12 protein-coding genes and 5 pseudogenes are annotated in these 21,374 nt (G+C 66.5%); 8 read left to right on the forward strand and 9 right to left on the reverse strand.

Translation table 11 applies throughout. The features are described from left to right. The 3 genes and pseudogenes from ABZZ74_RS47950 to ABZZ74_RS47960 form a co-directional block, all read right to left on the reverse strand. Window positions 1-655 (reverse strand): annotated as a pseudogene (locus ABZZ74_RS47950) (hypothetical protein); the annotation flags it as partial. A 68-nt stretch (window positions 656-723) separates the two neighbouring features. Then, window positions 724-1,254, reverse strand: coding sequence for an IS701 family transposase (locus tag ABZZ74_RS47955; RefSeq protein WP_356950431.1), 531 nt, complete (start codon window positions 1,252-1,254; stop codon window positions 724-726). A 955-nt stretch (window positions 1,255-2,209) separates the two neighbouring features. Then, a pseudogene (locus ABZZ74_RS47960) lies at window positions 2,210-3,006 on the reverse strand (IS5 family transposase). Between the two features lie 384 nt (window positions 3,007-3,390). On the opposite strand from ABZZ74_RS47960, the gene ABZZ74_RS47965 reads away from it, so the two are divergent. Together ABZZ74_RS47965 and ABZZ74_RS47970 are read left to right on the forward strand one after the other, a co-directional pair. Next, window positions 3,391-3,738: a beta/gamma crystallin domain-containing protein gene (locus ABZZ74_RS47965; RefSeq protein ID WP_356950432.1), complete on the forward strand. Its 348-nt coding sequence runs from the start codon at window positions 3,391-3,393 to the stop codon at window positions 3,736-3,738. 91 nt (window positions 3,739-3,829) lie between these two features. Then, window positions 3,830-5,215: an IS701 family transposase gene (locus ABZZ74_RS47970; RefSeq protein ID WP_356950433.1), complete on the forward strand. Its 1,386-nt coding sequence runs from the start codon at window positions 3,830-3,832 to the stop codon at window positions 5,213-5,215. A gap of 228 nt (window positions 5,216-5,443) precedes the next feature. Here ABZZ74_RS47970 and ABZZ74_RS47975 read toward each other — a convergent pair whose 3' ends face one another. Then, window positions 5,444-6,709 carry an IS701 family transposase gene (locus tag ABZZ74_RS47975; RefSeq protein ID WP_356950434.1) on the reverse strand — a complete coding sequence of 422 codons (1,266 nt, stop codon included), beginning with the start codon at window positions 6,707-6,709 and terminating at the stop codon, window positions 5,444-5,446. Window positions 6,710-6,988: 279 nt separating this feature from the next. Here ABZZ74_RS47975 and ABZZ74_RS47980 point away from each other — a divergent pair. The 3 genes and pseudogenes from ABZZ74_RS47980 to ABZZ74_RS47990 form a co-directional block, all read left to right on the forward strand. Then, a pseudogene (locus tag ABZZ74_RS47980) lies at window positions 6,989-7,190 on the forward strand (helix-turn-helix transcriptional regulator); the annotation flags it as partial. A gap of 175 nt (window positions 7,191-7,365) precedes the next feature. After that, window positions 7,366-7,731, forward strand: coding sequence for a hypothetical protein (locus tag ABZZ74_RS47985; RefSeq protein WP_356950435.1), 366 nt, complete (start codon window positions 7,366-7,368; stop codon window positions 7,729-7,731). A gap of 756 nt (window positions 7,732-8,487) precedes the next feature. Next, window positions 8,488-9,459: a hypothetical protein gene (locus ABZZ74_RS47990; protein ID WP_356950436.1), complete on the forward strand. Its 972-nt coding sequence runs from the start codon at window positions 8,488-8,490 to the stop codon at window positions 9,457-9,459. Window positions 9,460-9,608: 149 nt separating this feature from the next. On the opposite strand, the gene ABZZ74_RS47995 is transcribed toward ABZZ74_RS47990, so the two are convergent. The 3 genes and pseudogenes from ABZZ74_RS47995 to ABZZ74_RS48005 all read right to left on the reverse strand — a co-directional run bounded on the left by ABZZ74_RS47995 (window position 9,609) and on the right by ABZZ74_RS48005 (window position 10,924). Next, window positions 9,609-9,764 carry a hypothetical protein gene (locus ABZZ74_RS47995; RefSeq protein WP_356950442.1) on the reverse strand — a complete coding sequence of 52 codons (156 nt, stop codon included), beginning with the start codon at window positions 9,762-9,764 and terminating at the stop codon, window positions 9,609-9,611. Window positions 9,765-10,016: 252 nt separating this feature from the next. After that, window positions 10,017-10,434, reverse strand: a pseudogene (locus ABZZ74_RS48000) (DUF6233 domain-containing protein); the annotation flags it as partial. A gap of 109 nt (window positions 10,435-10,543) precedes the next feature. Beyond that, entirely contained in the window at window positions 10,544-10,924 is a 381-nt protein-coding gene (locus ABZZ74_RS48005; RefSeq protein WP_356950437.1) for a peptidase inhibitor family I36 protein, read from the reverse strand. Between the two features lie 505 nt (window positions 10,925-11,429). Between ABZZ74_RS48005 and ABZZ74_RS48010 the strand changes: the two genes are divergently transcribed. Further along, a complete protein-coding gene (locus tag ABZZ74_RS48010; RefSeq protein WP_356950438.1) occupies window positions 11,430-13,973 on the forward strand; it encodes an ABC transporter substrate-binding protein in 2,544 nt (847 codons plus the stop codon). A 219-nt stretch (window positions 13,974-14,192) separates the two neighbouring features. Here ABZZ74_RS48010 and ABZZ74_RS48015 read toward each other — a convergent pair. Then, a pseudogene (locus ABZZ74_RS48015) lies at window positions 14,193-14,618 on the reverse strand (transcriptional regulator); the annotation flags it as partial. Window positions 14,619-14,737: 119 nt separating this feature from the next. Between ABZZ74_RS48015 and ABZZ74_RS48020 the strand changes: the two are divergent. Together ABZZ74_RS48020 and ABZZ74_RS48025 are read left to right on the forward strand one after the other, a co-directional pair. Continuing rightward, the gene (locus ABZZ74_RS48020) at window positions 14,738-15,463 is read left to right on the forward strand and encodes a GNAT family N-acetyltransferase (RefSeq protein ID WP_356950439.1); all 726 of its coding nucleotides are present in this window, start codon (window positions 14,738-14,740) and stop codon (window positions 15,461-15,463) included. Window positions 15,464-16,395: 932 nt separating this feature from the next. After that, complete coding sequence (locus tag ABZZ74_RS48025; protein WP_356950440.1) at window positions 16,396-17,748, forward strand: IS701 family transposase; 1,353 nt, start codon at window positions 16,396-16,398, stop codon at window positions 17,746-17,748. 987 nt (window positions 17,749-18,735) lie between these two features. Here the strand turns inward: ABZZ74_RS48025 and ABZZ74_RS48030 are convergent. Next, window positions 18,736-20,085 (reverse strand): IS701 family transposase, encoded by a 1,350-nt coding sequence (locus ABZZ74_RS48030; RefSeq protein WP_356950441.1) that lies wholly within the window; start codon window positions 20,083-20,085, stop codon window positions 18,736-18,738. Window positions 20,086-21,374: the final 1,289 nt, after the last annotated feature.

Raw genomic sequence — 21,374 nt, forward strand, 5'->3', positions numbered from 1 at the left:
CGCCGAGTACGCCACTTCCGTTCGGGACGGTGACAGGGGCGCCGCTGTCACCGGGTATGGCGCACAGACTGGTCTTTACTACGCCGCTGATCTGGGCGTTATTCGTTGAGCTAAAGTAACTCGCATTCAAGTCGAGGACTTGGCCGCAGTTGTATTCGGTCGATGAGCCCCTGCCGACCAGGAAGGCCAGGGCGAGCATCGCGCAGGTGACATGCCGGTGCCAGGCGGTCCAGGTGCGGACCTGGTATCCGCCCAGGCCGACCGGCTGCTTCGCCTCGCGGTTGTCCACCTCGATCTGCCACCTCACGCCGGCCCGCGAGATCATCTGCGGCACCGGGGTGCCCGTGGGGGCATGGCCCAGGAAGAAGGCGTACTCGTAGTCTATCCGGCCGCCGGCCAGCAGTTTCTTCTCGGTGGAGCGGCGGACCAGCAGCCAGTGCGCGAACCCGGGTGCCAGTTCCTGCCCGGTCACGGTCGCCTCGAAGGCGGTCCAGTCGTAGAACCGCTGTCCCTTGGCGCCCTCGCCGCAGGAGCGGCGCTCCCACCGGTCCCGGACGACCGCGTAGTGCAGCAGGTCACCGGCCTTGTCCACCTTCGGCTGGCGTGCCTTGCCGGGCGGACCGGAAAGCAGCAGGTCCACCGGGACCGCCAGCACGTAGCGCAGCCGGCCGGCGTGCAGCCAGGCCGTCCCGGGTCGCGTCCGTAGCCGGAATCGGCCGCCACCTACGCGAACGGGAGCCCCGCGGCCAGCGCGCGTTCCAGCATCCGCAGCCCAAGCTGCGGCTTGGTGGCGAAGCCAACCTCGTCGGGCACCCCGGCAGCCCGGCAGCGCTCCCGGTCCCCGGTCCACGGTCCGGGCAGGTACAACGCCCGGTCCACGAAGGTGTGCCCGTCCGATGCAGCGTAGGTGAGCATCACCATCACCTGACAGTTGCGCACATCCCCCGTCACGCCGCAGTGCTGGTGGGCAACCCCCACCGAGTGCGTGCCCTTCTTCTGCACCTGGGTATCGTCCAGCACCAGCGTCGCCTCCGGGTCACCGATTCCGGCGACCACGTACTCCCGCACCCGGTCCCGCAGTTCGTCCGCCGACCACGACGCAGCGTTCAGGAACTTCTGCACCCGCTCCGGCATCGCATGCCCCGCCCGCGCCGACAGCGTCCACCCGTTCACCCGGCCCAGGCCCGCCAGCAGGCCCTCGACCAGGTCCGCGAGCACCTCCCGCGGCTCCGGCCGCGCGAACAGGTCCCCCAACCCCTCCGTCAGCCACCAACTCCTCAGCCCACAGGCCGAGATGCTCCTCCGTCACATCCACCAGCATGACCACTCACGACAGCACCGATCAACCATCACAAGATCCGCTGCTGGAGTACTGGCAGCTACCCGGACCAAACTTCCACCGGCAGGCGACAACGAGCTTACGACTCAAGATCTACTACATTACGAAGACCTCCGAATCTGCTGGGCGCGCGAAAGCGCGAGGCTACCGGTCCTGGACGTGGACAACTGAATATTGGCCCTCTGTTGAGAGGGTTCGGCTACCGTACCCATGGCCCGGGTCGACCGGTTTCCCGCAGGCGCTGTCCGAGAAGGCGTACAATAAAGAATACTCACTGGGATCCGAAACAAAACTCTGATAGTATGTCGTCTTTCCGGGTTCACTGTTGGGGAGGCACTGATTATTGTCGGGCCTGCGCCAACTGCGGATCTCCTCTGTTTGGTTGTCGACGGCGAGGCACGTCTGACCGGCCGGCGCAGAGCATGTGCTACCCGCGGTTTCCTGATGTACGTCGCCAGGCGCCGCGTTTGCTGCTACGCCGATACCGCCGCCGATCATCAACGCCGCCGTCACGCCGATCACAGATCGCCTGATCCATTTCGGACTTCCCGTGTGTGCTCCCGACATCACTGATCCTCTCAACTCTGCCCGCAAGCCTCTAGTCTGAATTCCATGCCAGGTTAAACCCGGAAGCGGATGCCAACCAGAGTCGAATATCCTGCATCGCGTACTGGATTAACCTCGATTCTTCGCGCGCCCAGCAGATTCGGAGGTCTTCGTAATGTAGTAGATCTTGAGTCGTAAGCTCGTTGTCGCCTGCCGGTGGAAGTCCGGTCCGGGTAGCTGCCAGGAGGCCCGGTAGCAGACTGGCGGCGACGGGGGAACGCCCGGCGTCGAAGCCCAGTGCCGAAAGCCCTTTAAGAAGTCGTCTCATTTGGTGAGTCTGCGGTAGCAGATGAGGCTGCAGGCGATGGCAGTGAAGGCCAGGAAGTGTTCGGCCTTGCGTTCGTAGCGGCGGTGCAAACGGCGGCAGCCGCCCAGCCAGGACATCGTGCCTCGATCGTCCAGCGGTGCCGGCCCAGCCGGGTGGAGGACTCGATGCCCTTGCGGGCGATGCGGTGCCCGATGCCTCGCTTGCGTAGCCATTGGCGCAGGTGGTCGGAGTCGTAGCCCTTGTCCGCGTGAAGCTTTCCGGGGCGTCGTCTGCGCGGGCCGCGGCGGGAGCGGATGGGCGGGATGCCGCGCACGAGCGGCTCGAGTGCCTGGCTGTCGTGCAAGTTGGCACCGGAGATCCCGATCGAGAGGGGTAAACCGGTCCGCTCCGTGATCAAGTGGATCTTCGAGCCGTTCTTGCCCCGGTCGACAGGATTCGGACCTGTCAGATCCCCCCTTTCAGGGCTCGCATGTTCACCGAGTCGATCGCGCAGCGCGACCAGTCCAAGCCTCCGCGCGAGCCCAGTTCGTCGAGGATGAGGCGGTGCAGCTTGGCCCAGACCCGGGCGGCGGTCCACTCGGTGAAGCGCCGGTGCGCGGTCGGCCCCGAGGGGCCGAAGACCGGCGGCAACTGCCGCCAGGTGCACCCCGTCGTGGCCACGAAAATGATCGCGGCCAGCACCTCGCGATCCCCGTAGCGGCGCCGACCGCCGCCCTGCGGCCGCGATGGAGCGGGGTGGGACCACCCGCTGGAACAGCTCCCACAACTCGTCCGGCACCATGCGCTCGACCATCACCACACAGTGCAGACTACCCAGCACCCCAAATGAGACGACGTCTTATGAGGTGCCTTGCTTCATGGGACTGATGAGGGCGTAGGAACTCCCATCATCCCAGGTCAGCGGGCACCTCTTCCTATTTCTCCGTCCACAGGCCGATCATCACGCGGTGGATCCAGGCTGAATGCTTACCCGGAACTTGCAACCACCCTGAGCGTATGACCGCTCCCACAGCAATGCAAAATCAGCCAACACGGCCATAATCGCACTCAACGTAAATACCGTTTTCGGACCCCAGGTCCACCGTGACATGCATCACACACCCTGAAGGGAACTTCCTTCCCTTTTCCCTTCTCATACAGTCCGCAAGGGAAGAGAAAGCGAAAGAAGGTATTCTTCATGAATCGCGCACTCAAGAGAATGACCGTAGTCACGGCCGCAGCCGTCGGAATTGCTCTCGCCACCGCAACACAGGCATCCGCGATCAACTATGTCGACCCGGCTCAGTGCCTCAGCCGCGACGACCTCCTCATGATCACGCACCACGGCGGCGGCTCCCCGAGTAACATTACCTGCCTCGCAAATGCCGGCAGCCTGAGCGGCATCACCATACGCCAGGTCAACCAGGTCCGAACTGGTAACAACGTGGTCCAGATCTGGTGGAGTGACGGCACCAACCAGATCCACCAGAGGTGGTCCACCTACAACTACGACAACAGGACCATCACCGGAATTACCATCCGCTGACACGGCAGCTGTAGTTTCGGCGTCTGTGTTGGTCAGCGTCTTGCGGAGGCGGGTGCGGGCATGAGTACGGCCACCACGATCATGAACGTTTGTGACGACGTATCAGGACGCGGTGGCCGTGGAAGCCACGATAGCCGAGCAGGCGTGGAGTGAGACGTTCGGGACGGCCATGAGGGCGGTCGCGGGCTGCTTCGCGCGGCGGGAAACGCGGGCGACTGCGGCGGAGTTGGTCGCGGGTCTGTTGCTGGAGGTGGACACGCGCAACTGCTTGACGCTCGGGCAGGCGCTGGGGCATCCGGGCCCGCACCGGCTGCAGCATCTGCTGTCACGTGCCCGGTTCGACCACGAACGGGCCCGGGCGGAGACAGCCCGCCTGATTGCCGATGAACTCGCCGGGCAGGACGTCGTGCTGGTGGTGGACGAGACGGGCGACGCGAAGTCCTCCACAGACTGCGTGGAGGCTGGACGGCAGTACTCGGGTGCGATCGGCGGCGTCGGTCTGTGTCAGGTGGCGGTGCACCTGGCGGCGGTCACGGCAACAGTGAAGGTGATCACCGACCGGGCCTTGCATCTCCCGGCGGACTGGGCCGCGGACGAGGAACGCCGCGAGGTGACCGGAGTGCCGGAGGAGAGCGCCTTCGCGACGAAACCGCAGCAGGCGCTGGCCATGGTCGCCGACACGCTCGCCACGGGGATCGAAGCCCGCTGGTTCGCAGGCGACGAGGTGTACTGCGGGCGCGAACTACCCCGGAGCGTCCGATCGTTGGGGATCGGCTACACGGTTGGCATCGCCGCTTCCTACCAGGTCACCGACGGAGCAGGCCGCCGGTGGCAGGCCCGCGAACTGATCAACAAGGTGCGGCCCCGACAGTGGATGCGCCGGCAGACCGGACACCGCACCAAGGGCACCCGTGAGTACGACTGGGCCTGGCTCGATGTCCGTCCCGACGATGCTCCCGACGAGAACGAGAACGGAGCAGGGACGAGCGTTCTGGTCGCGCGCCGACACCGCTACACCGGCGAGGTGTCCTACTTCCGCTGCTGGGCTCCCGACGACGTCTCGCTCGGCACGCTCGCGGAAGTGATCTCCCGCAGGTGGCGGATCGAGGAGACCTTCCAACTCGCCAAGGGCTTCACCGGACTCGACCAGGGTCAAGTGACCTGCTGGAACTCCTGGATGCGCTGGTCACTGTTCTCCCTGATCGCCGCCGCTGTCCTCGCCCTAACGGCCGCCGCCGTCCACGAGACCACCGAGGAGCGGGCTGAGCTCGTCCCGCTGACCTGCCCCGAACTCATCCGTCTCCTGCGGGCCCTCGCGCTGCCCCACCGGCCCGCGACCGCGACCACGTCCTGCACTGGACCGCCTGGCGCCGCCACCATCAAGCCATCGCGACGGCCTGCCACCAGCAACGACACCGCCGTCACGACCAGCCGTGATCAAGAACTACAGCTGCCGTGTCAGACCCTTCAGCTGTAGATCCTTGAGGGCGCTGTAGTTCCGGTTTGGTCGTGTGGCGGTGGCCGACTGGTCGCGTGGCGGGCTCGGTGGCAGACACGGGCGTGTGCCTGGTGGTGACGGCGCCAGGCGGACCAGTGCAGGACGTGGGCGATGCGCTCGTCCTGTGGCGGCTCGGGTCGAAGCACGACGATCAGGCGGCGGATCTCGTAGGCAGTGAACCGGACGGGCGGGATGCTGCTGGTGGGATCAGCGAGATCCCCCTGTGTGGGCATCAGACGAGGCGGCGGCCTGCTCGAAGCGAACGGAACATGCCGGGCCCTGTTCGCGCAGGGTGTGCGCGTCCTGGACGGCGAGAAAGGCGGCGGCGAGCTGGGCCAGACTCTGGTGCCGGTACCAGCCGTGGTATGAGCGGACCTCGTAATCGGCCAGCCCGCACACGGACTTGCCAAGCTTGATCGCCTCCTCGACCCGCCAGCGGGCCCCGGGCACCAGCACGAGTTCCTCGACGGGGGTGTCCTGCGGCCCCCAGGCCAGGTAGTAGTCGCGCTCGCCGGGCGCCTTGGGGCGGCGGCGGACGATGAACCAGCGCGCCCAGGCGCCCTCGCCGATCTCAGCGTCGGGGTCGGGGATGCGCCGCACCCACCACTGCCACATCCGGCTGCCCAGCTGAGAGGGGCCGGCGGGCAGGGTGAGCCAGTCCTCCTCGCGCGCGCAGCGCTCCACCAGCCGGGCGGCGTGCCGCCAGCCCGGGCGCGGCAGCACGGTCTGGTTGGCCTGCACCGTTACCGCGTACGGCAGCCGCCGCTGTTCCAGGAAGGCGCGAAAGGCGCCGTCGCGGCCATAGACCTCGTCCGCGGCCACCCAGATGCGGCCCTCGGGAAGATCCAGCAAGGCCCGCTCGATCATCTGCTCCGCCAGGCGCGGCTTGACCTGGAAGCCCACCGCGTCGGGAACATGCGCGGCCCGGCACCGCTCGCGGTCATCGGTCCACTCGCGCGGCAGGTACAGCTCACGGTCGATCAGAGCTTGCCCGGCGCCGGTGGCCCAGGCCGCCATCACCCCGACCTGGCACGGGAACACGCCGCCCAGCGTGCCGGTGAACTGCCGGGCTACCCCGGCCGAGGCCCTGCCCTTCTTCGCGAACCCGGTCTCGTCCACCACCAAGACCCCCGCCCCGCCCGGGCCGGCACCAACCCCGCCGTCCCCCAGGCCGTCGATCACGTAACGGCGGGTGAAGTCGCGCAACTCGTCGGCGTCCCAGCGGGAGCGGTCCAGCAGGTGTTGCTGCCCCCACGGGGCCCTGTCACCGGCGTACTCGGACAGCTGCCAGCCGTTCTTGCGTGACAACGGCGCCAGTAAGCCACGGATGCACGCCTGCGCCCGCAGCCGCAGCTCCCACCGGCCGAAGACGTGCCCCACCTCCAGGAACAGGTCCTCCAGCCGGTCCGACCACTCCTCGGCCCACTCCCGGTCGGTCACCACCGACGGAACGTCCAGCAACTCGGCCTGCATATCTGGCAGTTACCCGAAGCGTGAGACCACCGAACTACAGCGCCCTCAAGGATCTACAGCTGAAGGGTCAGACCCCGGGGAATTACAGCCCTTTTCCCCACCTATTTGAGGGGCACGTTCACACAGGCCAGCCGTGCGCAGCCGTTCCGGCGTGCCCTTCATCAGAGCGGCTTCAAGTTCCGTGGTTCCCGACAGCCTCGGCGGCATCGCCTTCCCCCACGCCAAGCTCGCCCTGCGCGTGCACCGGTGCTCGCGTCCACGGCGCCCGGCCGCGTCCCGCTGCCGCCTACCCAGGAGCGGCCGGCCCGGCGTGAGGGGCTGAACCTCTCGCGCGCGCAGCTCGCGCAGGCCTTGGGCGTCAGCCCCTCCACGGTCGGCGGCTGGGAGGCGGGGCGGGATCCGGGTGAGGTGCGGGAGAGGTGCGGGAGAGGTGCGGGAGAGGTGCGCGTACTTCCTCGAGGGCGCCCGCACCAAGCTGGACGCAGCCGCGGCGACGGACCGAGCGCACACCAGCTGAATATCTACAGGCAAATGACTCTACCCGAGCCATTTTTTTGCATCCATAATCCATAAAAAGGGCTGACGCGAAAAACGGGGGAGAAAACCCCTTTTCTGCGCCTTGAACGGTAATGTCAAATCGTAAGATTGGACTGCTGATGTGCTCCCTCAAGGATCCGAGCCGCATTGTTGCTGCCGCTCCCACTGCTGCTGTGGCGGCACTACTGGCCGTTATCATGGCTGCCGTGCCGGCATCGGCGGAGGCTGCTTCGAACATTGTAATCAACGGCAATCTCATACCGGCCGACGCAACATCGGTGGCCATTACCGACAACTCCGCCGGCAGCACGGACTGCTTCCCGGCCAGTCGTGGAGCGACCGTGTTCGCCCAGCTGTCGGTGAACAGCGGCGACACCGTTCACTTCGACATGTACCGGAAGCCCGGCTGCGGCGACTGGAACTTCGGCGCCTCGTTCACCCGGACCGTGCCGGACAACGTCTCCGGAACGTGGAACGTGAATTAGCCTCGATTCGTCAGTGGTCGTGATTGCCTGCGTGTCCGAGGACGCCGGGAAGGCTGGGGAACGAGTATGCGGGGGCTGCGGTAAGAGGCTGAGGCCGGACGCACGATCCCTTGCCGTGTACTGCTCGGCGGCCTGTCGTTCCAGGCAGTGGCGCCGGGACCGCCGGTTGCGCAAGCGGGTCGCCGCAGAATTGAGCGGTGCCGGACTGGCCGAGTGTCCTGAGTGCGGGGCGACTTGGGTGGTCGGGGTGGACCGCCGTTCGAATGCGGTTTACTGCTCCCGGCGGTGCGTCATGCGGGGCTGGAGGGCCCGGAAGGAATCGTTCGGCGAACAGTCACAGTGACCGCATTGCGAACGCATCCGAATCCCAACTTCGTTCATAACTTGGTCAATTAAGGTCGTTCATTGTGATCGTCGCATTTTCGGTCTGACTCTCGGTCGGGAAGCGAGCCGGGTCTCGCCGCGGCCGTTTGGCCGTGCACCGGCCGCGGTGGGTGGTCCGACGCGCCGCCTGCGCAGGTGTGTTTTGCGGCAGGTTGAATCGGCCCCACTTTGTCCATGATCGACACTCGTTCTGGCCCCACCCTGAGATGCCCGAAGCTCACGCGCTCCGTGGGCTGAGGGAGGGAAAGGCGCAGCTAGAAGCGGTAGTACGTGGTCCGGTCCCGCTACCGTCTGCCCGCTGTGGGGTGGAGCCAACTCCGATGTCGGAGTGGTACCGGTAGTTCGTTAAATCAGGCAGTAGAGGTCAATGCCGTGTCCGGTGGTGACCGCGTCGATCAGGGCCTGGAGCTCAAAGGGTGGGTCTGTGTCCGTCCAGGCGATGTGTCCGTCGTACGCCGACAGGTGCGGTTGGGCCAGTCGGCGATGAGTATCGAGATCCCCCCGGCCCTGGCCTGGGTGGCGATGCTGGCCGTGGGCCAGCAGTGGCCCCAGGGCGATGAAGACGAGCTGCTGGCCCTTGGCACAGCGTGGGAAGAGACGGCTCAGGAACTGGGCGGCCTCAGTTCGCAGTTGGATCCGTCGGTGAGCGGCGTGCTGGAGAGCGTGGCAGGTCGGGTCGCCGAGGCGTTCCGGGATCACGCCGAGCAGGTCCTCGCGAGCCTGGCGCAGATGGCCGGGTCCGCGCATCAGCTCGCGGAGCTGGCGACGACCACGGGCGTGGAGATCGAGTACGCGAAGTACATGATCCTCGTCCAGTTGGTCTGGATGGCGTCGGAGATCGCGCAGTGGGTTCTGTTCGCTCCGGAGGTGGTTTCGACGATTGTGGCAGCGGGGTGTGTGGCGGTGCAGATGATCCTGCGCCGTCTGCGGATGTCGATCGTCGCCGGTGTCGGTTTGATGGTGGGCATGGACGCCGCCATCCAGACGCTCCAGATACTGAAGGGCGACCGTACCCGCTGGAACGCCTACAACACGCTCCAAGCTGTCGAGTCCGGCGCGGTCGGTGGTGCGATCGGCGGCCTGACCTGCGGTATCCCCGGAGTGCTCAAGCCGAGGTTCGCCGAGTCGTTGTTTGGAAGTTGGGCCTTGGGGCGGTCACCGGCGTGGTCACCACCGAGGCGATGGACGGCATCTTCGGCGGTGAGTCGGGTACCGCCTCGGCGTTCACCTCCGGTGCGCTGGGCGCGATCGGTGGTGGAGGACGTCGCCTCAGACGGTTGTGCGGCGGCTCCGTGGAGATCGACCCCGTCCCGCCGAGGCTGCTCGAAATGCCACGTACGCTGATGCCTGACTCGGGAGCAACGGGCGGGCGCCCAGGAGCCGGCCTGGCCGACCGGGAGCGTATCGCTGAGCCTGTGGGGCCGACGGGCGCCCAGAGCGGGGTGCACGAGGTGCGCCCGACGGATGAGACGCGCCGAGCCGTCACAAGGGACCTACCGGAGTTGCTGACCGGAGCCCTCGGACCTGCGGTAGCGGCTCCTCGTACCGGCTCGGCACAGGGCGGCCCGGGCGTCGGCGGCGAGGGTCGTGCGGTGCGGACTCAGGGCGAGCGGCCGGTCGGACCCTCCGCGCGGCCCCTGGTGGTCCATCAGCAGACCGAGACTGCGGATACTCCGCGCCCGGGGTATCCGGCACACCCCGGGCCGGGCACCCGCCGGGTTGACCAGCCCCGTGTTCTGGCCGGTTTCGAGACCACCCTGACCCGCGCGGCAGCCGCCAGGAGCGTGCCCACAGAACCTGCACCTGCACCCCGCGACGCGGCGAGCCGGCGAGGCGGACCACGTGGCCGTGCCCCACACACACGCGGACCGTACGGCCGGAGCGAGGCCCATGCGTTCGTAGCAGAGCCGGGTGCCGGGGTGTTGCGCCACGTCCAGTGCGCGGTCCACGTCCAGTTCCGGCGCGCCGTGCGGGGCTTCTTCGCAGTCGGGCGCGTGCAGGACAGAGCGGCCCGGGCCGCGGTCATCGCGCAGCTTCTGCAGCACCCATCCCGACGGCCGGCGCTCCCCCAAGGCCTGACGGGCCCGTCGCCTGCGGTGTCTTCTCCAGGCGCTCGGTGTCGACCAGGTCATAGGCGACGCCGTCGACCGGCCATACGTGCTCAGGGGCGCGCACCCAGACCCGGTACTCCGCCGTCTCCACGTCGCCGTCCTCGCTGTTGCGGCACGCGGGCAGCCCGACCCGGTAGAGCCAGCCCGTCTTCGTCTGCTGGCGCTTCCACAGTCGCGCGACGACTTCCTGGGCCGGGGTGCCGAGCAGGGGATCGGCGGGTGTCTCCTGACACCGAACTTGGACCGATTGCCATCGATGTTGGGCCGACTCGCGGCCAGGGCGCCTTCATGAAGACGCCCTGCTGCTGGCCGCAGCCCTACTGGGGCTTGAAGGAACGGATCTGGTAGTTGCCCTGAAGGTTGCCGCCCTGGCCGGCTTTGGTGGACCCGACGCGCGCGTGGTAGTTGGTCTGCGTGTAGTACTGGACGCGGTGCCCTGTCTTGTTCCACACGGAGCGCACGTTCTGGCCCCTCTGGATGAAGGAGCAGTTGTCCGCGGTGTTGGCCAGGCTGGACTGCGACCACTGACAACGGGTTCCTGAGCCGTTCCAGCCGCTGTAGATACAGAAGTATCCGGGTGAGCAGTTGTAGGCCGCCAGGCTGCTGGATGCCGCGGAGGCAGCAGTCGCGGCGGGTACAGCACTGAAGGCCGCAGCGAAGGCAGTTGCGGCTACCACGAACGAGCGAATGCGACGCATGACAGGGTCTCCGGTTTCTCGTCGGTAGTGTGCGGCAGCAACGCCGCCCTGGACAGACTGGGCGAATCGGGCAGCAGGTAAACCAGCAGACCACCAACGAGGCACCCCCGAACAAAGAAGCGGAAAGGGGGCAGCGATTCCGAGCCGCGAGCAGTGGCCACTGATCCACCTTCGATGGCAATCGGTCCAAGAGGATCAGATTTGATCAGCCGTCAGAGGATCAGGATTCACCCGTCGCCGACAGCGCTTCCCCGTCGCGGTTCTGCCATCCGTCGCCTCAGAACCGGCGTGAATCACTCATTAGCCGTCAATGACAGATATAAGAATTTTCACGACTCTCTTTCATGACATGTTGGCCTCCCTGCTTCCCCGAGGGAGGAACTGCGTGCCCAACTCCCCCACACCCACGGACTCGGCCCCGCGATACCCCAGGTGGTCGGACCGCCTCATACGTCAGCTCGACACCTTCGCGGCCACGCGGTCCCGTGCCGAGAAGGTGCCTGCCTTGATCCTCAGCAGGCAGGACGGCGGCGATGTCCGGGCACCTGCCTTCATGGTCCGGGAATACGAGCACCGGCTGTCGCGACGGCGGGGCAACCCTCACTTCCAGGTACCGCACGCCGTCGTCGACGACGCGGAGATGAGCGGAGGCTTCCTTGCCGCGATCGACAGAGTTGGACTGCGGTTCCAGCTCACCATGCCGTCGGGAAGACTGCGGTTGCCGGCCTTTCACACTTGCCGGGCCGTGCTGGACTCCGAACGCGGCGCGGGCGACTTCCAGGCCCAGCAGCAGCCGATCCTCGATGACCTGTACTCAGAGCTGCTCAAAAGGCGGAAAACGCTGCGTGTCTGCGCTCGCCTCGCGGACTTCCTGGGTCAGCATCTCCTGACCGGCTGGCTGCAGGGACTCGTGGCAGCCCTGATCGTCGGCTTTCCCAAGCTCTGTTACCGGTTTCACCTGCGGCACTGGGGCCTGCGGTGGGTCGCGGACGAAGCGAACGCGACCTGCTTCCTGGACGCCGCGCTCGCCTTCTGTCAGGACGGCGAGCTGGACAGGGAGGACCCGCGCGTGCGACGTATCCTCCTGCGCGCGCTGCTCACCGATCTACGGAAAGCGACCCGAAGAAGGACGTGGCTGAGTCATCTGTGGGCACGGCGCCGGTGGTCCTTCGTCGTCCTCATTCCCGAGATCGACGACGTGGACGGCCCCGGCCGCGCCTTCCTCGGCACGTTCGAGGAACTCGCCAGTGACCATCCCTCCAAGCCGCTGCTCGTCCTGGCCGCCTGCGCGGGTCCGCCGCCGGACTACACCGCCCCGCTGGGCGGCGACCCCGACCGACCCAATGGCATTGCCGACAAGGTCTTCACGTTCTTCAACGAGGGCAGTGACGAGCCGGTACGCCTGGTCACGCTGCCGGCCGAAGACGACACGGAGGGCACGGCCAAGACGAAGATCGACACCCATTGGGGCGTCATGGCTCGCCGGGACCACCCGCTCGACTGGTTGCGTCCGGCCGCTCTGCCCGTCATGGCCGCGGCAACCGCGGGCATCCTCCTGGCCCCGCACTACCTCTGGCCCACTCCGCCTCCGGCGCCTCCCTCATGCATCACTGTCAGGACCGGTGAGCGCGTGGGCATCACCGACGGCAGGCAATGTGATCTGGCCGTACAGGGAGACCACGGAAGGGAACTGCGGGACCTGGAGAACCAGGTCGCGAAGGAGAACGCCCAGATCCCGGACGGGCGTTACCGCACCCTGGTCTTCCTCGCGCCCCTGAGTCTGCAGAACGGCGTGTACGACGACCCGCCGATCGGCCTGCAGATCCTGCGCGGCGTCATCGCCCAACAGCACAAGCTCAACACCGGGGTCCGCCAGAACAAGATGCCGATCCGCCTGCTCATCGCCAACACCGGCCAATATTTCCAGTACGGCGCACACAGCGCCGCAGTACCGAAGGACCCGGACGTCGCACAGATGATCATAAGCCGTCAGCGGCAAGACCACATCGCCGCGGTCATCGGCATCACCCAGAGCCGTCCCGAGTCGCTGAACACGGTTCGGGAACTCGACCAGGCCGGCATCCCGGTCATCGCGAACGGTGTGTCCGGCAGCACCATGGTCGGTCCCGACTCGCCGCAGCGGTACTTCCAGATCTCCGCGCCCGACGGGCGAATCGCGCCGGTCCTCGCCGACTTCATCCGCCACTCTCCCGCGGTCCGTGGACTCACCAGCGGCACACCGCACGCCGTCGTCGTGTACGACCCGACCGACACGGCCTTCAGTACCGACCTCAAGAACCTGTTTGTCGCCGCCTACCGCCAACACGGAGGTATCGACGAGATCAAGTACAGCGAGAAGCCCGGGGCGACCACGCCGGAGAACATCGCGAGCGAGGTGTGCAACAAGGTTGCTGCGACGCACGGGATCGTGGTCTACCTCGCCCGATCCGGTGTACTTCCCAGCCTCCTCAACGCGATGCAGAGTGCGGGCGGTCAGTGCCAGCCCCCGGAAGGCACGACCATCCCGATGATCACCGAAAGCTCCCCCATCGACTTCCAGCTTCATCCCGAACAAACGGCGCACGCCTACCCGTACATGACGCTCTTCTACGAGACGACGAACGCCCCCACCCCGGACTCCCGGGATCCCTATGCCCAGTTCGCCCAGGCCTTCGCCGCCGTCTTCGGCGGACGCAGCGCGGATGCGGACGCCGCCGGCGGCTTCGACACCGTGGGTGTCGTCAGCAAGGTCATCGAGGACCTGCTGCCGGCTTCCGACGACGTCCAGCCCAACGACATCTACCTGTGGCTCACCGCCCACGGCGTGTCCCAGTACCCCGGCGCTTCCGGCGTCCTGCAACTGGACGGCAAGAACAAATACCCGCCCGACAAGGCAGTGTTCATCCGTGAGATCGCCCAACCGAGCGGAACCACGACCACACTGCTCAGCTGCGGAGTCCTGCCCGACCGGCAGAACCCCGCGAAATGGGGCACTCCCCCCGACACCTTCCCCTGCCCCAGGGACGACACCGCGGCGACCTCCCCATGAGAGGTTCCTGGTTCAGTTCGGCTGAGCATGCCTCCCCACAGACGGGACAGGAGGCGCGTGATCAGGCGGGAGACGTGCCTCTTGAAACGTCCCAGGCGTTCGCAGATCTCCTTGCGTTCGTCGAGCGGGTCCTCACTGTCAGCCGAGGGTATTCTCCGTGAGTGCGCCGGTGAACCTAGATGTTGATCCAGCCTTCGACATCCGCTCTTCGTGACGAGGTCATGCGGCGGAGCCGACGTTGGTGACGTACTCGTACTGGCCCCACTGCGAGCCGAGATCGACGACCTGGTCGACCCACGCCTCGTCGAGCTCCTGATCGTCGCCGGCCGCCCAGACGGCGACGATGCGGTCCCAGCGGCGCACGTTCATGGTGCGAAACCCCACCACGCGCTGACAGGGCCGGTCCACACCGGACTGGGTGATGGGGTGGATCTCCACGCGGGTGCCGCGCCCGGCGCGGTTGAGGCGGGCGAGCAGGGTAGCGGGCGACGTTCTCCCGCCGCACCATGCGGTACGCCTGCTCGATCCGCTCCAGGTTGCGCCGCGAGGGCGTGCGCTGGCCCTCCAGCCAGGCGCGCAGGGTGCGGTCGGTGACCGCAGGCCGGCAGCGCGGGCGGCGGCGCGCGCGTGGTCGGTGCGGGTGAGACGTAGGGCAAGCGGCATGAGTGTTCGCCGGGAGACTGTCTTTAAACGGTCCTTGGATGGCAGGATTCCTCATGGCGCTCAGCGTCGTCCTCGTTCACGACGACCCCAGGGGGCTGTCCATGGCCAAGCGCACCGCGAACAGGGGCAGCAGCAGACCCGTTCGGCTGTCCGCCAACCGGCTGCGGAAGGGGTGGCCCGGCCCCGCCGGCACCCAGGTACGGCTCGCCACAGCGGCGGACACGGACACCATCGACACGCTGCTGGACATGGCTGGGGTCCGGCTCATCCCTTCTCTGCGGTCCGCCCTCGAGCAGGGCACGGCAGGCGCTGCCCTGCTGAACGGCTTGGACAGCACCACCAAGACGTTCTTCGAGGACTTTGCGCACCGTACGATCGGGCATTCGCTGGCCGACTCGATTGCCAGCGTCAGCCTGACTCTCGTGGCCGCCGACGAGCAGCACCGGCCGATCGGCGCTCTGTGCGTCACCGCCCCCAAAACCATCATCGAACAGGCGCTGGAACACAGGTACCACATGGAGGCGCTGACCCTGAGCGTGATCATCGGCAAGGTGCACGGCCTGGCGGTGACCGAGGAAGCCCGCGGCCAGGGCCTTGCCAGCTTCCTGCTGAAACGCGCCTGGCAGGTCTACGACCAGCTCGACTACTTCCTGCTGTACGGGTCCTTTGAGACGGACCGGAAGCTATCCGCCTTCTACAAGGGCTGCGGATACACCGTGCACGCCCCCGGTAAGGGGCTCCTTCTCGAACGCATCGGGCTACCCCTCGAGATCCACGCGCGCCCCGACCAGTGTCTATTCAGCCGCTGGCGGCCGCTGCTGGCCTAATCCACATGCAGCTGGGCCCCAACGCCGAACTGCCGGGCTGGCCCTCACTGGTCGCGGCTGTCGAAGGGCGGGATGAACGACGAGTCACGGCCAGCGATGTCTACCACCTCGCGCAGCGCCTTCTCAGCCGCAGGTAGAGGTCTGCGGAACATCAAAGGTCGTCGGCGGCAGGCCTGCGTTACCTGTTCTCGATCCACCAGATGAGGAGAGAGACGACTCCTGCGCCCAAAGCGCTACATCTCGGCGTCGCCTGAATCCTGGTTCTGGATCACTTTCCGTGCCGGAGCCACGGAGAGTCACCACGGCCACGATCATGAACGGCCGTGGGTGATGTGTTCCTCCAGGACCTGTGGTTCCACCAGGCCAAAGACGTTGTGATTGAAAAGGCAGTAATCGATGGTGGGTTGGTGCTCGTGCAGGCCCGTGCATCGGATGAGCAGGCCGCGTGTCATGCCTGCGGGACGCCGTCGGGCCGGGTGCACAGCCGATACGTACGCCGCCTCGCCGACACCGCGGCCGCCGGGCGTCCCGTGGTGATCGAGTTAGGCCACCTGGCGATATGCCGCCTCATGACAGCCGCCAGGTCGCGAAATACCATCCCCCGTCAGGCGCAAGCTACAGCCACAGGCCGACCACCAACAGGAACATGGCTTTCCTGGCCTGCGCCCACTGCCACACCCTCACTGACGCGAAGCCGACACATCGCACCCCGCACCACCTTCCTGACGCCCCGTCAGTAGCGGATGAGGGATAAGGGACCCCCACCGAGCGGAATGTGTCAACCCGAAACACAAACCAGCCCTAAACACGAAACGTCCCCGGAATAAAATCCGCTCCGACACGGCAGCTGTAAGTCTTGATCGTTGAGGTGACTGCGCAGGTCGGCGGGGTGGCTGCGGGCATGGGAACGGCCACCGCGATCATGATCGTTTGTGAGGACGGAACAGAACGTGGTGGCCTTGCAGGCCACGATAGCCGGGCAGGCGTGGGCGTCGGCGTTCGGGGCGCTGATGGCCGAGGTGGCCGGGTGCTTTCCGCGGCGGGACTCGCGGCTGCTGGCGCGGGGGATGACGCAGGCGATGCTGATGGAGCTGGAACGGCGCAATTGCTGGACGCTCGCCGAGGCGCTGGGGCACGAGGGACCGCACCGGCTGCAGCACTTCCTCTCGCGTGGCGCGTGGGACCATGACCTGGCCCGCGACCGGCTCGCCGTGTGGACGGCGGGCGAACTCGCTGATGACCAGGCGGTGTTGGTCATCGACGAGACCGGGGACGAGAAGTCCTCCACCGACTGCGTGGGTGCCGCCCACCAGTACTCCGGGGCGCTCGGCGGTATCGGTCTGTGCCAGGTCGCCGTGCACCTGGCCTACGCTTCCCGATGCGGGCATGCCCTGATCGACCGGGAGTTGTACCTGCCGGCCGGCTGGGCCGAGGACGAGGAGCGCCGGCTGCTGCGGCACGTGCCGGACGAGACCGGTTTCGCCACCAAGCCGCAGCTGGCCGCCGTCATGCTCCGGCGAGCCCGCACCCTGGGTATACCGGCCCGCTGGTTCGCCGGAGACGAGGTCTACGGCAGCCTGGAGCTGCGCCGCACCGCCCGCTCACTCGGCTTCGACTACGCCCTGGCCGTCAAGGCCGACCACCGCGTCACCACCGGTGCGGGCCGGTTCACCGTCGCCGCGCTGGCCGCCAGGGTCCCGGCCCGCTCCTGGATGCGGATGCGCACCGGGCACGGCCTGAAGGGCGACCGGCACTACGACTGGGCCCTGATCGACGTACGCGCCGACGACACCCCTACCGGGGACAGCGGGCACAGCGGCGGGCAGGCCGTCGTGGTCGTGCGCCGCCACCGCTACACCCGCGAACTGTCCTTCTACCGCTGCCACTCCACCGCCCCCGTCAGCCTCGCCGACCTCGTGGACATCATCTGCACCAGATGGAAGATCGAGGAGGACTTCCAAGGCGCCAAGGGCCACGCCGGTCTCGACCAGGGCCAGGTCAGCTGCTGGACCTCCTGGATGCGCTGGAGCCTGATCAGCCTGCTGGCAGCCGCCGTCCTCGCCGTCACCCACGCCCGCAGCCGCGAGTTCGACACCGCCGACGCTGAACTCGTCCCCGCCAGCCCTCATGAGCTACTGACCGTCCTGCGCGTCACCGTCATCCCCGCACCCCGCCGCGACCTGGAGCACGTCCTGTTCTGGTCCGCCTGGCGCCGCCACCACCAGCACAAAGCCGCAGCCTGCCACCGGCTCTGGAACAACGTCACGGCACAAGCGACCAGTTGACCCAGCCATCGAGATCAAGACTTACAGCTGCCGTGTCTGAGTGCCGTGATAGCTGAGCTGGATGGAGAACACGAATTCACTGGCGGCGCTCGCGGGCGTCGCTCCGAGAACGCCCCCGGTACCCAGGGCGAGTGCCAGCGCACCTCCCACCATTCGCACAGCCCTGCTGGTTTTTGCGCGCACAGCCACCTCCATTGAGTAGATCACCAAAACCGATCCGGCACTGCGCCCATTCCGTGGGCGAGAGGCCGTAGTCGATACGGGCAATCACCTGGGAGCCGGTGAGGAGTTCGGGCGCTCAGTCAGTGCCGGGTTACATGCAGGACTTCCGGTCACCCGCTTAGCTCCGCTCCCACAGGAACGATGGAGCCCTCGGCAACCACCAGCGACGATTTACGCGCAGTAGGTCCTCCACCAAGCCGCCCAAATCGTCCCACGCCCCCGGACGTATCATAGGCGAGGTAGTCGACACGTCCCGTGGTACGGCCCGACTGGCACTGGGCATCCGCGTCGAGCTGCGCGTTAATCACTGCCACGTCGCGGGACCCAGCTCCTCTACTGCCGCCCACGACCACCGCACCCGACGGCAAGCTACCTTGCGGCGCGGCGAACGCAGCGCCATTCGTTGCAAACAGCGAGCCGCCAATGATGGCAGCCACCACCAGACCCTTTACCGCTAGATTTGTCATGACTGACACTCCTTTTCAGACCTGCTCACTCGATCTTGAAAGCCGGGATCTTGCGGGCGAGGGGCAACCATGGAAAGCCTTCCGGCCTCCTCACTGAGGAAACTCACCCCCCTAGCCGGGACCAGTTTTCCCATCCGGGCGGCTGACGATAGAGGCATCCGACCCGGACCAACCTCACAGGCCTTCCGCAGAGTTGCGGCGGAACATCCGGCGAATTCGCCGGATACTGCGAACTTCGCAGTATCCGGCGCGTGTCGCTCTGACACGGCAGCTGTAAGTCTTGATCGTCTGGCTCCGGTCATGTGGCCGCCGCGGTGATGTTGTTCCATCGGCGGTGGGCCTCAGTGGCCTGGTGCTGGTGGTGACGGCGCCAGGCGGACCAGTGCAGGACGTGCCCGAGGTCGCGGCGGGGCGTGGGGAGTGCGGTGATCCGCAGGACGGCCAGGAGTTCGCGGCCGCTGGCCGGGGCGAGTTGAAGGCCGTGTTCGGTTCCGTCGGCGGTGCGGGTGGCAGCGTGGGTGACGGCGAGGACGGCGGCGGCGAACAGGCTGATCAGGCTCCAGCGCATCCAGGAGGTCCAGCAGGTCACCTGGCCCTGGTCGAGTCCGGCCAGGCCCTTCGCGCCTTGGAAATCCTCCTCGATCTTCCAGCGGGTGCAGATGACGTTCACGAGGGCCGCGAGGCTGACGGGGGTGGTGGAGTGGCAGCGGTAGAAGGACAGTTCGCGGGTGTAACGGTGGCGGCGCACGACGAGGAACGCGTGTCCGGCCTCGTCCCGGCCTGCGGGGGCATCGTCGGCCAGGACGTCGATCAGGGCCCAGTCGTAGTGGCGGTCGCCCTTGGTGCCGTTGCCCGTACGTCGTCGCATCCAGGCCCTGGCCGGCACCTTCGCCGCCAGCTCAGTAGCGCTGAAGCGGCCCACGGCAGTGCTCGCGCGATGGTCGGCCTTGACCGCCAGGGCGTAGTCGAAGCCCAGCGTGCGGGCGGTGCGGCGCAACTCCAGGCTGCCGTAGACCTCGTCGCCGGTGAACCAGCGGGCCAGAAGGCCGAGCTGACGGGCGCGGTGCAGCATGGCGGCGGCCAGCTGAGGCTTGGTGGCGAAGGTGACCTCGTCGGGCACGTGCCGCAGCAGCCTGCGCTCCTCGTCTTCGGCCCAGGCGGCGGGCAGGTAGAGCTCGCGGTCGATCAGGGCGTGACCGTGCGGCGAAGCGTAGGTGAGATGGACGGCGACCTGGCACAGACCCACCCCGCCAAGAGCGCCGGAGTACTGGTGGGAGGCTCCCACGCAGTCGGTGGAGGACTCCTCGTCGCCCGTTTCGTCGACGATCAACACGGCTTCGTTGTCGGCGAGTTCGGCCGCGGCCCAGGCGGCGAGACGGTCTCGGGCCTGGTCATGGTTCCAGGCGCCGCGCGAGAGGAAGTGCTGCAGGCGGTGCGGCCCGTCGTGCCCGAGCGCCTCGGCGATGGTCCAGCAGTTGCGCCGCTCCAGCTCCATCAGCATGCCCTGCGTCATCGCCCGGCCCAGCATCCGTGAGTCCCGGCGCGGGAAGCAGACGGCCACCGCCGCCATCAGCGACCCAAACGCCGTCGTCCAGACCCGCTCGGCTATCGTGGCCTCCACGGCCACCTGATTCTTGATCGTCTTCACACACGTCAATGATCACGGTGGCCGTTCCCGTGTCCGCAGCCACCCCTACCCTGACCTGCACGAACGCCTCAATGATCAAGACTTACAGCTGCCGTGACTGACCTCCGGGCACTCACCCCACCATGCAGTAGTCCATGCGGTATTTACGTGCCGTCCGTCGTGTCAAAGCACTCCCAATAAGCAACCCACTTCCCCTGCGTGCCAGTTTGCCCGCTGTCCCCATCCTGCTCGATTGAAAGTGTCCTTGCATCGTAGGCCCGGCACGCGTCCCAGCCAGCGGCCGGGCGCTCGACATCTGCCTTTGTATCGCCATAGACCGCCACTTGGGCAATCACCTGAGCGTGAGCTGGACTAGAGAGGGCCAGGTTTCCGGCCAAAACTGCAGCCGTACCAGCAAGGGTGAGTGCAAGGCTGAATACTTGACGGTGGCTCATCCCGGATGAACTAGAAAAGGGTAGATGTTGCGAAAGGTTCATGTTGTACTCCCGTCTCTTTTTGATTGATTACAAGGTTCGCAGCCTGTTCAGATCGGATTAAGAGCGCTGTAAAGATCGGGGCGGCGATCCTAGAGAGATGTAGGTATTCACCTCCCCGAATACGCCTCGTATTCAACATGAACAGGCTCTCTCCTCATTGAGGGATATAAATCCCTCACGCCGAGGCGCAGTCTCGGTAGGGTCAGATGCCATATGTGGCACGAGTCACATACATCGATTCGTCAGCGATCGCGATTGTTTGATGAGGTTGGTGGTTCGCCCCGAACCCGCCTCGTCACCCGGACCATCACCCTGCACCTACTCAGGCCACCCCGAACTTGTGGCCATGGACCCCTGCTTCGTGCCTGCATGTGAAGTCATCGCGCGCACGACCATCAGGCCTTCGTCGTAGGCGCGGTGGGCCTTCCACCACAGGTTGGCGAAGGCCTGGGTGCGGATTAGGTGCATCCAGTCGGTGCGGTACAGCTCCCGGTTGTAGTTCGACTCCCCTGCGATGTGCCGTCTTCGTGGCAGTGAGCCAGTTGGGGATGTACCGACTCATGACAGCCGCGAGGTCGCGAAGTACCGCCGCTCTGTCAGGGGCAAGCGCCAGCCACGGGACCGACGACCAGCAAGAACAACGGTTCCCCACTCCGTGACTGACACGCTCTCGCTGACACGAAGCCGACACATCGCAGAGAGGAGATCAAGAAGGGGGCGTTTGTGGATAACGCCCGGCGAAGGGCCGCCAAGCTGAGGCCGGAACGCCGTGATGCTCTGAATGAGTTAGGCATGCGCTGGTGAGCGTGACCT

This window comes from Streptomyces sp. NPDC006476 (genome assembly GCF_040612015.1).
Classification (GTDB): Bacteria; Actinomycetota; Actinomycetes; order Streptomycetales; family Streptomycetaceae; genus Streptomyces; species Streptomyces griseorubiginosus_B.